The following is a 15,227-nucleotide window of genomic DNA, read 5'->3' as shown; positions in this document are numbered from 1 at the left end:
GCCTGCTAAGGGGCGCACTGCCGCGAGAGCTGCTGCTGGCGTTCGGTGAGGGTCGGGATCTCGGGTGCGGCGGCTTCGTCGCCCCCGCTGGGCGGATCGGTGGCTTCGGAGTCCTCCGGGGTGTCCGGGGCGTCCGGGGTCGGGCTGTTGCCGTCGTTCTTGGCGTCCTGCTTGTCCTGCTCGGCCTGATCGAGGGCGTCGCGATAGTCGGCGAGCGCCTGGCAGGCGTCCGCCTGCTCACCCAGCTCGGTGATGCGGGTCTGCGCCTCGGCGAGATCGTTGACGGAGATGGAGCCCTCGACCTGGCTGCGCTGGTAGTCGGGGAGCATCTCCAGGGTGATCTCGGGATGGTCCTCCTTGACGCTGGACAGGCTGAGCGGGCCCAGGTCCTGGCTGACGCCCTGGAAGAGCGCGACGTGATCGCCGTTGGCGCCGACGTAGTACTGGTCCTGCGTCCAGCGGTAGCCGGCGTACAGAGCGGCGCCGGCGACGGCGAGGGCCAGGACGGACAGGGTGATGGTGCGCCAGGGGCGGCGCCGGGGCCGCTGCGGTACGTACTCCTCGTCGGTGAACGCTCCGAAGGTGCCGGGCGGTACCGAGCCCTCCGCCGCGCCGGCCGGGGCGCCGGGCTGGGCGCGGCCCAGTTCGGCGGCGCGCGAGGCGGGGGTGGCCGGGGCGTCACCGCCGGTCTGCGCCTGCGTCTCGGCGACCGCGCCGACGATCTGCGGGGCGTCGTACATCTGCTGGGCGAGGGTGTCCCCGACCTGGGTGTCGACGTCGAGGACGTCGGCCACGATGCAGGTGATGTTGTCGGGGCCGCCGCCGCGCAGGGCCAGCTCGATCAGGTCGCGGACGGTGTCCTGCGGGGGCAGGAAGGTGCCGAGGGTGTCCTGGAGGGTGTCGTGGCTGACGACTCCGGACAGGCCGTCGGAGCAGACCATGTAGCGGTCGCCGGCCCGTACCTCGCGGATGGAGAGGTCGGCCTCGATGTGATCGGCGCTGCCCAGGGCCCGCATCAGCAGCGAGCGCTGCGGGTGGGTGGTGGCCTCTTCCTCGGTGATGCGGCCCTCGTCGACCAGGCGCTGCACCCAGGTGTGGTCCTGGGTGATCTGCGTCAGCTCGCCGCCGCGCAGCAGGTAGGCGCGGGAGTCGCCGACGTGGACGACGCCGAGCCGCTGGCCGGTCCACAGCAGGGCGGTGAGCGTGGTGCCCATGCCGTCGAGGCGGGAGTCCTCCTCGACCATGGCGCGCAGCCGGTCGTTGGCGCCCTGGACGGAGGCGTCGAGCGAGGTGAGGATGTCGGAGCCCGGGATGTCGTCGTCGAGCTGGACGAGGGTGGAGATCACTTCGGAGGAGGCGACCTCGCCGGCCGCCTGGCCGCCCATGCCGTCCGCGATGGCCAGCAGCCGGGGCCCGGCGTAGCCGGAGTCCTCGTTGTGGTCACGGATCATGCCGACGTGCGATCCGGCGGCGAATCTCAAGGACAGTGTCATGCTCACCTCACCCGCCTGTTCCGGGGCTCCGAACACGCTGCCCGCCCTCCGGTCATCCCGGTCCTCATGATGGCCGTCCCTACTTCCGCAGCTCGATGACCGTCTTGCCGATCCGGATCGGCGCTCCGGGCGGGATCGGTACCGGGGTGGTCAGCCGGCCGCGCTCGAGGTACGTGCCATTGGTCGATCCGAGGTCCTCGACGATCCACTGGCCGTCGCGGTCGGGGTAGATCCTCGCGTGCCGCCCCGAGGCGTAGTCGTCGTCCAGCACGATCGTCGAGTCATGTGCCCGGCCGAGCGTAATGGTCTGCCCCTGGAGGGCGACAGTGGTTCCGGTGAGGGAACCCTCGGTGATCACCAGCTTCGTCGGGGCACCGCGACGCTGCCGGCCGCCGCGAGCGGGCTTGGCCTGCTGCGGCGACTGCTGCTGCCGGCTGCGCGGCTGCATCGGGGCGGCGCTCTGGCGGGCGGCGCCGCGCTGGGTGACCCGCGTGCCGAACAGGTCGCTGCGGATCACCTGTACGGCGACGATCACGAACAGCCACAGAACGGCCAGGAAACCCAGCCTCATGACCGTCAGGGTCAGCTCTGACATTGCCCCCGCTTCACCCTTCGGCTTGCCGGTAAATGACGGTGGTGCTGCCCACGACGACGCGTGAGCCGTCGCGGAGCGTAGCGCGTTTGGTGTGCTGCCCGTCGACCACGATGCCGTTGGTGGAACCCAGGTCCCGGATTGTGGCCGGTTCTGTGGCCTGGATCTCGCAGTGCCTGCGGGAGACACCGGGATCGTCGATCCGGACGTCGGCCTCGGTGCTGCGACCGAGGACGAGCGTGGGGCGGGAGATCTGGTGCCGGGTGCCGTTGATCTCCACCCAGCGGCGCACCGCGCCCCGGGCACCGGGCGGCGGCCCGGCGGGCACCGGGGGCGCGCCCGCCGGCATCCGGGGCGCGCCGGGCGGCGGTGCCGTGGGGGCGGAGCCGCCGAAGGTCGGGGCGCCCGGGCCCTGCGCACTGCTGCTGGAGGCCAGTGTGCGGCTGCGGACCCGGTAGAGACCGGTGTCCAGGGTGGGCGACTTCTCCAGGTTGACCTTGATCTCGCCCATGAAGGTGTAGCGCTGCTGCTTGGCGTACTCGCGGACCATTCCGGCCAGTTCGTCGCCGAGCTGCCCGGAGTAGGGGGCGAGCCGGTCGTAGTCGCCGCCGCTCAGTTCGACGATGAAGTCGTTGGGGACGACGGTGCGGTCACGGTTCCAGATGGTGGCGTTGTTGTCGCACTCGCGCTGGAGAGCGCCGGCGATCTCCACCGGCTGCACCTCGGACTTGAAGACCTTGGCGAAGGTGCCGTTGACGAGACCTTCGAGGCGCTGCTCGAAACGCTTCAAGACTCCCATGACGCACCTCCTTCCGGTGTCCCGACAGCCTGCGGTTCGGCGCGGTCATGCTTACTGATCGTATCCACGCGCGAGACGATCAGGTGGTTCCCGGGGTGGCCCCGGACGGTGCCCGCACGCACGCCGCTGCTCCCCCCGGGATCGTAAAGGGGAGCAGAGAACAGTGTCCCGCATGCGCGAAGGTTCTGCGGAGGGATGGGGAGGGTTTACGGCCGTGGGCCGGGGTCGCGGGGGTGCGGAACGGGGGCGTGGATCACCGAGGTGAGAGCGGTGCCCGGTGCGTGCTAATCTTCTGTTCGTCGCCAGGGACCACGGTCCCGACGCAGAACAAGGCGGCAACACCCAATGCGCGGGTGGCGGAATAGGCAGACGCGCTGGATTCAGGTTCCAGTGCCCGAAAGGGCGTGGGGGTTCAACTCCCCCCTCGCGCACCAGTCGGAGCGGCCGGCATCGTCAACACGATGCCGGCCGCTCCGCTTTTGGCTGCGCTCCGTGATCGGCTCCGGGGTCGGAGGATGCCGGTCGAACCGAAGAATACTGCGGTGTGATTTACACCACGGAGCTTTCCGGCGGGTGACCGATGGCGGTCCGACAGCGGTCCGCCGGCCGGGCCGCGTCCTGCCCGGGGGCGAAGCCCACCAGCGACTCCCCGCCGGTGTCCTGACGGCGCGCGGTGGCGCGCTCCCTGATGCCGGCCTCGAACATGGCCGGCGAATTCCAGAACATGTGTGCCCCGTGCAGGACGGCCCTTGTCCACTGTCCTCATGTGGCCGATGACGCCCGGCTCTTCGAAATCGGCGACGCACTCGCCGGGGGCGCGATATCCGAAACGTCGTGGTCGCCGGTGCGGGGCCGCCGCGCACCGTTCTCGGCGTCCGGTTCGCTTCCGGAATTCCCTGGTCCGCCCCGGCCGCCCGGGCCTCTCCCGGCGGGGCCGCCGCACCGGAGCGGTGCCGTGGGTGTGCCCGGTCGTGTGCCGACAGGGGCACCGCAGGCACCTCCCGGCCCGGCGGGAGCGGCAGGGACCGCTCCGCGTACGGCGATGGTGTGGGACACGACGCTTCTCCGCCTCGTCCGGTGCGCCATTCCTGATGCCTGATGGTATGTAAATCCTAGAGTCGCTTCGTGCGTTCAACGCCGTGTGTTTTACGTGCTTTCCCTTTTGTTTTCTGTCATGGTTTTCAACGCCTGTCGGTAAATGGCTTGGGAAGGTGAGTCATGCGCTTTTCTGTGGGGTTCGGAAAACGCGCGGTGGTCTGTGCACTGTCCGCGCTGCTGTTGTCCATCGGGGTGTCCCAGCACACCGCCGTCCCCGCGCCCTCCGATCGGGGGGAAGCCGAGACCGTACCGTTCGCCGAGCGCTATCACGCGGTGCAGCACGGCGGGATCGCGCGGGCCGCCAACTCCGTCATCACCTGTGGCGCTGCCGTCACCATCACCGCCCCCGCCTGCACCGCCGTGCAGCGCGAAGGGGCCGGCGGACGCAGCGGGCAGTACGAGATGACGTACATCGACGTCGACTCCGACCGCAACACCTACAACTCCTCCAGCGCCGATCTGCGGCTGCCGCAGGGCTCCCGGGTGAGCTACGCGCGCCTGTACTGGGGCGCCAACCTCCGGGTCGGCGAGCAGAAGCCGCCTGCCGACAACGACCGCGTCCTGGTCGCGGAACCCGGCGGGAAGTACAAGGAGATCCGCGCCGACTCCGTGGTCGGGCACCGCGACGCGGACGTCCACCAGGGGTTCTCCGCCTCCGCCGACATCACCGAACTGGTGCGGTGGTCCCAGCCGGGCGCCTGGACGGTCGCCCAGATCAATGTCGCCATGGGCAACTCGGACATGGGCGCCTGGGGCGGCTGGACACTCGTCGTCGCCTACGAGAACCCCGCCGAGCCGCTGCGCGAACTCGCCATCTGGGACGGCTTCGAGTCCGTGGACGGGCCGGGCACGGATGTCGTCCTTACCCTGGACGGACTGAACATCGCCCGGGGCGCCGAGGGCTCCGTCGGGGTCGTCGGCTACCACGGCGAGCGCACCGCGGGCGGGCACGCGCTGACCGTGCGGGCCGCGGACGGGGCGACGGTGCGGCACCGGGCGCTGGATTCCACCATCGCCGACCACGGGCGCAACGTCACCGGGCGCGACCCGGCGTACGTCAACACCCTCGGCTACGACTCCAACGTGCTGGACGTGACCGACGCGCTGGGCGCCGGGCCCGACGAGCTGGAGCTGCGGTTCACGGGCGGGTCCCGGCCGTACCAGCTCGGTGCGGTCTTCTTCCAGGCCGACGCCCGAGAGTGAGGCGGCCCCCGATGACAGCGATGACCGTATTGCACGTCGCGCAGCCCACCGGCGGCGGCGTCGCCCAGGTCGTGACCGATCTGGTGCGCACCCAGACCGCGGCCGGGGTCCGTACCGCGCTGCTGTGCCCGCCCGGCGGTCCGCTCGGCGGGGCGGCCCGGGCGGCCGGCGCCGAGGTGCGCGACTGGGTCGCCGGGCGGGAGCCGGGCGGCAACCTGCCCTGGGAGGCCGCCTTCGTCGCCCGCGCGGTGCGCGGACTGCGACCGGACGTGGTCCATCTGCACAGCGCCAAGGCCGGCCTCGCGGGCCGGCTCGGGGTACGCGGGCGGGTACCGACGGTGTTCCAGCCGCACGCCTGGTCCTTCGAGGCCGCGGAAGGGGTGACGCGGCGGGCCGCGGTGCGCTGGGAACGGCTCGCGGCCCGGTGGGCGGACCGGGTGGTGTGCGTCAGCGAGGCCGAGCGGGACCTGGGAGTGCGGGCCGGGGTCACCGCCCGCTGGTCGGTGATCAGGAACGGGATCGACCTCGCCCGGTACCCGGCCGCGGGAGAGGTCGACCGGCGGCAGGCGCGGGCCGCGCTGGCGGCCGTGCACGGGCTGCCGCAGCGGGCCCCGCTGGTGGTGTGCGTGGGGAGGTTGTGCCGGCAGAAGGGGCAGGACCTGCTGCTCGCGGCCTGGCGGCGGGTCCTCGAACGGGTGCCGGGCGCACGGCTGGTGCTGGTCGGGGACGGCCCGGAACGGGCCCGGCTGGAGGCGACGGCCGACCCGCGGCACGTGCTGTTCGCCGGGCACACGGACGATCCGGTGCCCTGGTACACGGCGGCCGATCTGGTCGTCCAGCCCTCGCGGTGGGAGGGGATGGCGCTCGCGCCGCTGGAGGCGATGGCGGTGGGGCGGGCCGTGCTGCTGAGCGACGTGGGCGGCGGGCGGGAGAGCCTGGCACCCGGCCAGGCGGACGAGTGCCTGGTCCCGGCGGGGGATGTGGCCGCGCTGGGGCAGGCGATGACGGCACTGCTGACCGCGCCCGAGCGGCGGCGCGCGCTGGCGCGGGCCGCGCAGGCGCACACGCGGGCCACCCGCGGGACGGACACGATGGCGGCGGCGTACGCGGAGCTGTACGCGGACGTACGGGGCCCGTGCGGGCCGGCGCACCAGCACCGGTACGGGCACGGGCTCGGCAGTGTCCGGGCCGCCGCGGGCGGGTCGGCGCGGCGCGGGCCGGCGGCCCCCGCCACGACAGCGGCCGGGGGTGGGCCGGGCGACGAGCGGGTGGACGACGTGGGCCCGCAGGTGCCGGTCGCCGACGGGACGGCTATCGGGGAGCGCGAGCGGAACGGCGCGAGTCGTGCGGGCGACCCGGCGGCAGGAGCCCGGGAGGCGTCGACACGGGACGGCAGGGCCCCGGTCGCGGGATCCGCCGCCGGGGGCGCGGACGCCCGTCCGGCGGGGCGGGCCGGTGCGCCCAGGGGCCCGGGTGGTCCGGAGCGACTGCCGGGCAAGGGCCCGGGCGCCGTGTTCGTGGTCGCGGGCTGGTCGCCGGGGAAGGATGGCCCGGACGGGGTGCCGGTGCCGGACGGCGCCGCCGGCCCCCCGGTGGGCGCGCACGGTGTCCTGCCCGCCGCGGCGTCGGAAGCCGTTCCCGCGCCCGGCGGCGCCCTGACCACCGGTGGCGGGGAGGGCCCGGACGCCCGTGACGGCGAAGCGGTGCGCGGCACCGAACCGACAGCCCTCGCCGTGCCCCCGCCGGCCACCGACGCGGAGTCCGGGGCGCTCGCCGACAGCCCGTCCACCTCCGCGTCCACCTCCGCCTCCCCGTCGGCCGCCGGTGCGAACGGAGGCGGGCATGCCCACGGATAGCGTCAGCGTGCCGGACACCGGCATCCGGCCGCGTACCCTGCTGCCGATCCGCGCCCCCGCGCCGGGGCCCGCCCCCGTCGTGGTGCCCGCGCCGGGACGCGCCACCGCACCCCCGCCGGACGGGCCCCGCGCCCCCCGGCGCCGCCGGCGGCCCGGCATCACCGGGCTGCTGCTCGGCGCCGACGTGCTCGCCGTCGTCCTCGTGGCCGCGCTGAGCACCCAACCGCTGCACGGCCTCGCCGCACTCGCCGTCCTGCTGCCGCTCAACGCCTGGGCCGGGTTCTACCGCCCGAGCCCCATGGCCGCCGCCCTCGACGAACTGCCCCGGCTGTGCGGCCACGGCCTGCTCGGCTGGCTGCTCTGCGGCGGCGGCCCCGCCTTCCTCCTCGTGCCGCTGCTCGCCGCCGCCGGGCGCGGCGCCGTCTACCAGCTGCGCCGCGTCGCCGTGCGCGAACGGCCGCGCGCCACCCTCGTCGTGGGCACGGGCACCGCGGCCCGCCGGGTCGCCGCGCTGCTCACCGAGCACCCCGAGTACGGCATGCGCCCCACCGCCCAGGCCGAACCGCACGAGGTGGCCGCCGCGCTGGCCGAACACGGCGTGCGCACCGTCGTCTTCACCCGCGCCCAGGAGGACGGCACCCCGCTGCGCCGGTGCTGGGAGGCCGGCTGCTCCGTGTGGCTGGTGGACCCCGAGCCGCCGTTGTGGTTCCCGGCCCCCGCCACCCACCTGTGGGGTTACACCTGCCGCCGCCTGGACCCGCCCGAACGCCACCCCTGGGGGGCCGACTTCCTCAAGCGGCTGGTCGACATCACCGGCGCCGCCCTCGCGCTGCTGCTCGCCGCACCCGTTCTCGGCGCCTGCGCGCTCGCCGTCCGCCTCGCCGACGGCCCCGGGGTCATCTTCCGGCAGGAACGCGTCGGCCGGGCCGGCAAGCCCTTCACCATGCTCAAGTTCCGCACCCTGCGCCCCGACACCGACCAGGAGGCCGCCACCCGCTGGAACATCGCGGGCGACGACCGCATGAGCCCGGCCGGCCGGCTGCTGCGCCGCACCTCCCTCGACGAACTGCCCCAGCTGTGGAACGTCCTGCGCGGCGACATGAGCCTGGTCGGCCCGCGCCCCGAACGCCCGCACTTCGTCGCCGAGTTCAGCCGTACGTACCCCGGGTACGCCGACCGCCACCGGATGCCGGTCGGGCTGACGGGACTGGCCCAGGTCAGCGGCCTGCGCGGAGACACCTCCATCGAGGACCGCACCCGCTTCGACAACCTCTACATCGAGACCTGGTCACTGTGGGCGGACCTGCGCATCATGCTGCGCACCACCGCCTCCTGCTTCCGGGGCGGGGGCAGCTGACGATGGCGGCACTCGCCCTCCCCGCCCGCGCCGCGCGGTCCGCCGCGTCGCACTGGACGGTGCTGCTCGCCGTCCTGCCCGTCGCGCTGCTGGCACTGCCGGTGACCAGCCGGGTCACCCCGGCCGACGCCGCCTCGCTCGCCCTGGTGGTGGCGTGCGCGCTGGTGCTGGTGCGGCGCTGGTCCGCCGCGCCACGGCTCAGCGCGCAGGCCGCGGCGATCCTGGGCGCACCGGCGGTGGCGTTCGCCGTCGTCACGATCGGGGCGGCCGATCCGGTGGCGGCGCTGCCCGGATTCCTGCGCTACGTGCAGGTGTTCGTGCTGGTGCCGCTGGCGCTGGTGCTGCTGCTGCGCTCGCGCCGCGATGTGCGGCTGGTCGCCGTGGCGGTCGTCGGTCTCGCGCTGGTGCAGGGCGCGGTCGGGGTGGCGCAGTACGCGACCGGCACCGGCGCCTCGTACATGGGTGAGGACGTGCGGGCCGTGGGCACCTTCGGCCCGCTGAACGTGATGGGCATGGCCACCGTCGTCTCCTACGGGCTGATCGCCGCGCTCGCGCTCGGCCTGGCCCCGCCGGCGGGCGCGCCCCGCTGGTGGCGGCCGGCGGCGCTGGGCTGTGCGGGCGCGCTGTGCCTCCCGCTGGCGGTGTCGTTCAGCCGGGGAGCGTGGCTGGCCACCGGGGCGGCGGTGTGCACGGTGCTGCTGATCGCCGGGTGGCGGCGGGCGCGCCGCACCCTCGCGCTGCTGGTGTGCGGCGGCGCGCTGCTGGTGGGCGGTGCCGCGCTGGTGTCGGACGCGGTGGCGGACCGGCTCACCAGCATCGGACAGGTGACCGGTACGCCGGACCAGTCGGTGATCGACCGGTACGCGATGTGGGACGCGGCGCGGGCGATGTGGCGGCAGGAGCCGTGGACGGGGGTGGGGCTCAAGGGGTTCGCCGAGTACCGCGACACGCACGCCTCGCTGGCGCTGTCGGCCGGCAGCGACACCGCGGGGGCGGGCCTGGACTTCCAGGTGCAGGAGCTGCTGTCGCCGCACAACATGTATCTGCTGCTGCTGAGCGAGCAGGGGCTGCTGGGCGCGGCGGCGGTGGTGGGCAGCTGGGCGGCGCTGCTGCTGGGCGCGGTGCTGCGGCTGCGGCGCTGCGGGCCGGTGGACGGCGGGCTGCTGGCGGCGGGCCTCGTGGTGTGGCTGACCGTCAACTTCCTGTACGCGGACATCGGCGGGCCGACGACGGTGCTGACGGCGGTGGCGTTCGGCCTGGTGGCGTGGTGGGCGCTGGCGCCGGCGGCGCTGCGCCCGGAGGCGCCGCCGGGCGGTGCGCGGGCGCCGGGTGAGCGGCCGGTGCCGGTGGCCGGGGCGGTGTGTCATGAGCGGGGGTGAGGCCGGCGGGGTGCTGGAGCGGCCCGCCCCCGGCGCTGGTGCGGACACCGGCAGCCGGTTCGTCGCGCGGGCGGCGACCCTGACGGCGGCGCTGGCGGCGGGCGGGGCGCTGTTCGGGCTGCTGCGCGATCAGATGATCGCACGTTTGTTCGGTGCGGATGGAGCGACGGACGCGTTCCTCGTCTCCTGGACCCTCCCCGAGTTCGCCTCGACCCTGCTGATCGAAGAGGCGATGGCGCTGGTGCTGGTACCCGCGTTCAGTGTGGCCCTCGCCCGGCGGGCGGCCGCCGGGAGCGGCGGCACGGACGAGGACCTCGGCCCCGACCCCGTACGGCGCCTGCTCGCCGACTCCCTGCCGCGCGTGCTCCTGGGCCTGGCGGTGGCCGCCGCGCTCGCCGCGCTCGCCGCCCCCCTGCTCGTACGGCTGCTCGCCCCCGGCCTCGCCGACCCGGCGCTCGCCGTGGACTGCACCCGGCTCACCGCCGTCACCGTCCTCACCTTCGGCATCGCCGGCTACTTCAGCGCCGCCCTGCGCGCCCACCGCAGCTACCTGGCCCCGGCCGCCATCTACATCGGCTACAACATCGGCATCATCGCCACCGCGCTGGCGCTGCACACGCGGTTCGGGGTACGCGCCGCCGCCCTGGGCGTCGCGGTCGGCGGCGCGCTGATGGTGCTGCTGCAACTGCCGTTCTTCCTGCGCCGGCTGCCGGTGCGCGGCGCCTGGGCCGACTGGCGCGCCCGGCGCCGTACGGCTGCGGCGCCGGGCGGGCGACCGTACGTCCTCGGCGTGACCGTGGCCCTCGTCGCGCCCATCGCCCTCTTCGCGATCAGCCGTCAGGCCCAGGTCCTGGTGGAACGTTTCCTCGCCTCCTCCCTCACCCCCGGCGCCATCTCGCACCTCAACTACGCGCAGAAGGTCAGCCAGATCCCCATGGTGCTGGCGCTGATGATCCCCACCGTCACCCTGCCGCTCGTCGCGCGCGCCATGGCGGAGGGCGACACCCAGGGCGCCAGACGGCGGGTGGAACGCGACCTGCTGCTGGTCGGGATCGTGGCCGTGCTGGGCGCCGCGTACGTCATGGCCTGCGCCCCGCAGCTGGTGCAGCTCCTCTTCCAGCGCGGCGAGTTCACGGCGGAGGCGACCGCCGCCACCGCCGAGGTGATGCGCGTGTACGCGCTCGGGCTGCTCGGCCACACCCTGGTGGGCGCGCTCATCCGGCCGTTCTTCTCCGCCGCCAGACCCACCTGGTTCCCGCTGGCCGCCATGGGGGTGGGGCTCGCCATCACGGTGGTCGCGGGCGCCGTCGCCGTCCGCCACTGGGGCGCCGCCGGGATCGCGGCGGCCAACGCCGCCGGCATCACCGCCACCGCCCTGCTGCTGATGCGCGGCCTCGCCGGGCGGGTCGTCCCCATCGACCCGGCCACCGTCATGGCCGGGCTCGGCCGCCTGCTGCTGTCCGGTCTCGCCGCGGGCGCGGCGGGGTGGGCGGTGGCGGACGCGGCCGGTTCCCCGCCGCTGTCCGCCGCACTCGCCGCCCTGGCGGTGCCGGCGGTGTTCGCCGCCGGCGCGTGGGCGCTCCGGGTACCGGAGGCCGTGGCGCTGCTGTCCGCCGCTCAACGAAAGCTGAAGGCCACACCATGACCGAGACGGAACGGGACACGACGTCCTCGCTCGACGAACTGCTCACGGACGCCGAGCCGGAGCAGGACCGGGAAGGGGAACGGGAGCCGGCGCCCGTACGGGGCCGCGCCGCGCGACGTCACCTGTGGACGCTGATGTACCACTCGGTCACGGTCACCCCCGCCGACCCGTACAACATCACCGTCACCCCCGACCGGCTGCGCAGCCAGCTCGGCTGGCTGCGCAAGCGCGGCCTGCGCGGCGTCTCCGCCGCCGAACTCCTCGCCGCGCACGACGCGGGCGACCCCTCGGGACTGGTCGCCCTCACCTTCGACGACGGCTACACCGACTTCACCCGGCACGCCCTACCGCTGCTGCGCCAGCACGGGTTCACCGCGACCGTGTTCGTGCTGCCCGGGCGGCTCGGCGGCGAGAACGAGTGGGACGAACTCGGCCCGCGCAAGGAACTCCTCGACGAGAAGGGCATCCTGGCCGCCGCCGAGGCCGGCATGGAGATCGGCTCGCACGGGCTGCTGCACCGGGCGCTCCCCGACCTCGACGAGGACACCCTGCGCGCCGAGACCGCCGGCAGCTGGGAGCGGCTGGCCGAGCTCACCGGCCAGGACATCGCCGGCTTCTGCTACCCCTACGGCACGATCGACCAGCGGTCGGTGGACGCCGTACGGGAGGCGGGCTACGCGTACGCCTGCGCCATCGACCCCGGCCCGCTGACCGGGCGGCACGCGCTGCCGCGCGTCCACGTCGGGCAGTCGGACGGCGGGGCGCGGCTGCGGGCCAAGCGGCTGCTGCACCCGCTGCGCCGCCGCCCGGTGGAGGCCCTGCCGGTCGTGGGGGACGGGCAGGTCGCGGCGTGAAGCGGGCCCTGCACATCATCACGGGCCTGGGCGTCGGCGGTGCCGAACGCCAACTGCGGTCACTGATCGCGCGGCTGCCGGTGGAGAGCGAGGTGGTGACCCTCACCAACCCGGGCGCGGTCGCCCGCGAACTGCGCGCCGACGGCGTCCGCGTGACGCACCTGGGCATGGCCGGCAACCGCGACGTGGGCGCCCTCCCGAAACTGGCCCGGCTGATCCGCCGGGGCCGGTACGACGTGGTGCACACCCATCTCTACCGGGCCTGCGTGTACGGGCGCGTCGCCGCCCGGCTGGCCGGCGTACGGGCGGTCGTGGCGACCGAGCACTCGCTGGGCGAGAAGGTGATGGAGGGCAGGCCGCTGACCCGGGGGACGCGCGAGCTGTATCTGGCGACCGAGCGGCTGGGCCGGGCCACGGTCGCCGTCTCCGGCACGGTGGCGGGCCGGCTGCGGGAGTGGGGGGTGCCGGCGGAGCGGATCCACGTGGTGCCCAACGGCATCGCGGCGCGCCGGTTCCGGTACGCGGCCGGGGCACGGGCGGCGGAACGCGCCCGGCTGGGCGTCCCGCCGGACGCGGTGCTGGTGGGCGGGGTGGGCCGGCTGGTGCCCGGGAAGGGCTTCGCCGACCTGGTACGGGCGGTGGCCGGGCTGCCCGGGAACGTGCGGCTGGTCCTGGGCGGCGAGGGGCCGCTGCGGGGCGAACTGGAACGCCTGGCGGCGGAGTGCGGGATCGGGGACCGGGTCCTGCTGCCGGGTGAGTGCGAGGTGCCCGCGCTGCTGTCGGCGATGGACATCTTCGTCTCCGCCTCGACGGAGGAGACGTTCGGGCTGGCCACGCTGGAGGCGCTGGCGGCCGGGCTGCCGGTGCTGCACGTGACCTGCCCGGCCATCGACGAACTCCCCCGGCAGGCCGCCCCGGGCGCGCGCCGGGTGCGGGGCGGGGCGGACGCCCTGCGGGCGGCGCTGCGCACCGAGGTGAACCGGGCCCCGTGCCGCTTCCCGGTGCCCGAGGCGGTGCACCACTACGACATCGGCCGGGCGGCCGGGCGACTGATGGATGTGTACGAAGGGGCGCAGAGCCGATGAGACGCAAGGCGAAGACACGAGCGAAGGCCATGGTCCGCCCGAAGCGGCAACGGCCGGCCGGCCAGGCCCGACCGGTGGAGCGGGCGGGCCGGGAGGGGCGGGCGGCGGGGGAGGCCGTGGCGGCGGAGGCCGGTGCGGTGGAGGCGGGCACGGCTTCCGGGGCCGGGGCGGAGGCCGGGGCGCCGACCGTCCGTGCCGGTGCCGGGGGCGCGGCTGAGCGTCCCGGGAACGAGCCCCCGGACGCCGTGGGCGCCGACGGGGCCCCGGACGCCGGGGCCGACCGTGCGGCGGAGGGCGGCGCCGAGGGGTCGTCCGCCCGCTCCGAGGAGCCGGACGTGGTCCACGGGGAAGCCGGCACGCCACCGTCCGGTGCCGCCTCCGGCGCGGACGCGTCACCCGCCGCCTCCCGGGCACCCCGGGGCGGCCGTCGTGGGCACGGCGTCGCGCGGATGGTGGGCGTGGGCTGGCTGTTGTGGTTCCTCATCAACGCCCGGCGCCCGCTGCGGACCCGGCGGGCGGGCGTCCCGGCCTCCCGCCGGCCGCGCCCGGCGCGCATCCCCGGATTCCGGCCGGGACGCGCCGGCCGGGTCCGTACGGCGCCTGGGCTGCTGGCCGCTGCCGCCCGGCAGCCGGCGGGCGACCCGGGGGCCGTGCCGAGTCGGAGCGGCGACCGCGCGGCGGATCCGGGGCCGAGGCGGCCGGCGGCGCGGGACGCCCAGGGCGACAGGGCTGACGGCGCGGAGCGGACGCCCCTCGCGGCTGCCGCGCCGGACAGCGGGGCGGGAGCGGGACAGCGGCGGCGAGTCGGCGGTGAACGTGCGGAACCCACGCCTCCCCCGGCCGGCCCGCCGGACGCTGAGGCGGAGGCAGCGCCGGAGCGGCGCGGGCCGGAACCCGGCGTGCCGGCGGGTGAGGAAGGGTGTGCGCGGACCGCCCCGGCGGGTTCGCCGGGGGACCCGGGGGCGGCAGCGGCCCGGCCGTCCGGCCGGCGGCCCGGTGGAGAGACGCCCGGTGCGGAGCCGGCTCCGCACCGGAACGTGCCGGGACACCGTGCCGGTGGCGCGCCGGGTGCCGTGCTGGTGGGCCGGTGGGTGGCCCGGGCCAGGCGCGCGGGATCCGCCGGGCGCCGGGACCTCGGGCGCGTCGTGGCGTGGGCGCGCGCCCACCGCCGGGTTCCGTTGTGGTGGCCGCTGGCGCTGTGCGGGATGGCCGGTGCGCTGCTGGGCGGGGGGTACGGGCTGCTGGCCGACCGGGAGTACGCCGCCAGTAGCTATGTGGTCGTCCGGGACACCGGTGAGGGGGCGGATCCGGCCGCCGCCGTGGGGCTGGCCCAGGCGTTCGGGCGGATCGCCACCGGGGACGCCGTGCTGACCACCGCTCAGACCGACGCCGGGGTCTCACTCGACAGGTTGCGGGACGGCGTGCGGGCATCGACCTCCCCCGACGCGCCGATGATCGAGATCACCGGCACGGCCGCGCGGGCGGCGCGGGCCGCCGAGATGGCCAACGCCGTCACCCGTGCCCTGATCGCGTACGGCAATGACGCCACGGACAGCACCGGTGCCCGGCTCACCGTCTTCGCCGAGGCGCAGCCCTCGGCCGCCCCCGTGTCGGCCGCTCCGCTCGTGCGGCTGGCGGTGGGCCTGGTGGCGGGGCTGCTGGTGGGGCTGCTGGTGCTGCTGGTGCGGACGAACGCCGGTGACCCGCCGGGGCCGGTCACCACCGTGCCGGCCCAGCCGCGCGACCAGAGCGGCCGGCACGACCCGTCCGAGGAGCGGGAGCGGGCGGCACCGCGGCCCCGGACGGACCATCCGATGTCCGGTCGGCCCGCTTAGGGCGTCTCGTCTGGATCTTCGCGGGGCCGCG

General features: G+C 75.4%; 12 protein-coding genes and 1 tRNA gene. 9 read left to right on the top strand and 4 right to left on the bottom strand.

Annotated elements, in window-relative coordinates:
• Positions 1 to 5: 5 nt before the first annotated feature.
• The 3 genes from H7827_RS14615 to H7827_RS14605 all read right to left on the bottom strand — a co-directional run bounded on the left by H7827_RS14615 (position 6) and on the right by H7827_RS14605 (position 2,884).
• Positions 6 to 1,493, bottom strand: a complete 1,488-nt coding sequence (locus H7827_RS14615; protein WP_432745628.1) for a PP2C family protein-serine/threonine phosphatase — start codon at positions 1,491 to 1,493, stop codon at positions 6 to 8.
• A gap of 79 nt (positions 1,494 to 1,572) precedes the next feature.
• Entirely contained in the window at positions 1,573 to 2,088 is a 516-nt protein-coding gene (locus H7827_RS14610; RefSeq protein ID WP_390115678.1) for an FHA domain-containing protein FhaB/FipA, read from the bottom strand.
• 10 nt (positions 2,089 to 2,098) lie between these two features.
• Positions 2,099 to 2,884, bottom strand: a complete 786-nt coding sequence (locus H7827_RS14605; RefSeq protein ID WP_030732675.1) for an FhaA domain-containing protein — start codon at positions 2,882 to 2,884, stop codon at positions 2,099 to 2,101.
• 347 nt (positions 2,885 to 3,231) lie between these two features.
• Between H7827_RS14605 and H7827_RS14600 the strand changes: the two genes are divergently transcribed.
• A tRNA-Leu gene (locus H7827_RS14600) sits at positions 3,232 to 3,318 on the top strand.
• A 115-nt stretch (positions 3,319 to 3,433) separates the two neighbouring features.
• On the opposite strand, the gene H7827_RS14595 is transcribed toward H7827_RS14600, so the two are convergent.
• Positions 3,434 to 3,610 carry a hypothetical protein gene (locus tag H7827_RS14595; protein ID WP_432745624.1) on the bottom strand — a complete coding sequence of 59 codons (177 nt, stop codon included), beginning with the start codon at positions 3,608 to 3,610 and terminating at the stop codon, positions 3,434 to 3,436.
• Positions 3,611 to 4,102: 492 nt separating this feature from the next.
• Between H7827_RS14595 and H7827_RS14590 the strand changes: the two genes are divergently transcribed.
• The 8 genes from H7827_RS14590 to H7827_RS14555 all read left to right on the top strand — a co-directional run bounded on the left by H7827_RS14590 (position 4,103) and on the right by H7827_RS14555 (position 15,196).
• On the top strand, positions 4,103 to 5,185 hold the full coding sequence (locus H7827_RS14590; protein WP_432745623.1) for a DUF3344 domain-containing protein: 1,083 nt from the start codon (positions 4,103 to 4,105) through the stop codon (positions 5,183 to 5,185).
• A 20-nt stretch (positions 5,186 to 5,205) separates the two neighbouring features.
• The gene (locus tag H7827_RS14585; RefSeq protein ID WP_432745621.1) at positions 5,206 to 7,041 is read left to right on the top strand and encodes a glycosyltransferase; all 1,836 of its coding nucleotides are present in this window, start codon (positions 5,206 to 5,208) and stop codon (positions 7,039 to 7,041) included.
• A complete protein-coding gene (locus H7827_RS14580; protein ID WP_432745619.1) occupies positions 7,028 to 8,398 on the top strand; it encodes an exopolysaccharide biosynthesis polyprenyl glycosylphosphotransferase in 1,371 nt (456 codons plus the stop codon). Before H7827_RS14585 ends, H7827_RS14580 begins: the two co-directional genes overlap by 14 nt.
• Positions 8,399 to 8,400: 2 nt before the next feature.
• The gene (locus H7827_RS14575; protein WP_432745617.1) at positions 8,401 to 9,777 is read left to right on the top strand and encodes an O-antigen ligase family protein; all 1,377 of its coding nucleotides are present in this window, start codon (positions 8,401 to 8,403) and stop codon (positions 9,775 to 9,777) included.
• A complete protein-coding gene (locus H7827_RS14570; protein ID WP_432745615.1) occupies positions 9,764 to 11,422 on the top strand; it encodes a lipid II flippase MurJ in 1,659 nt (552 codons plus the stop codon). The genes H7827_RS14575 and H7827_RS14570 overlap by 14 nt, the downstream gene beginning before the upstream one ends.
• 134 nt (positions 11,423 to 11,556) lie before the next feature.
• Positions 11,557 to 12,276 carry a polysaccharide deacetylase family protein gene (locus tag H7827_RS14565; RefSeq protein WP_432747988.1) on the top strand — a complete coding sequence of 240 codons (720 nt, stop codon included), beginning with the start codon at positions 11,557 to 11,559 and terminating at the stop codon, positions 12,274 to 12,276.
• On the top strand, positions 12,273 to 13,361 hold the full coding sequence (locus H7827_RS14560) for a glycosyltransferase (RefSeq protein WP_432745613.1): 1,089 nt from the start codon (positions 12,273 to 12,275) through the stop codon (positions 13,359 to 13,361). The genes H7827_RS14565 and H7827_RS14560 overlap by 4 nt, the downstream gene beginning before the upstream one ends.
• The gene (locus H7827_RS14555; protein WP_432745611.1) at positions 13,358 to 15,196 is read left to right on the top strand and encodes a hypothetical protein; all 1,839 of its coding nucleotides are present in this window, start codon (positions 13,358 to 13,360) and stop codon (positions 15,194 to 15,196) included. Before H7827_RS14560 ends, H7827_RS14555 begins: the two co-directional genes overlap by 4 nt.
• The last annotated feature ends 31 nt before the right edge of the window (positions 15,197 to 15,227 follow it).

The sequence above is a fragment of the Streptomyces sp. JH002 genome (assembly GCF_050916115.1).
GTDB lineage: Bacteria > Actinomycetota > Actinomycetes > Streptomycetales > Streptomycetaceae > Streptomyces > Streptomyces xiamenensis.
The sequence above is the reverse complement of the archived record's forward strand: the minus strand, read 5'-3'. Positions and strand labels throughout refer to the sequence as shown.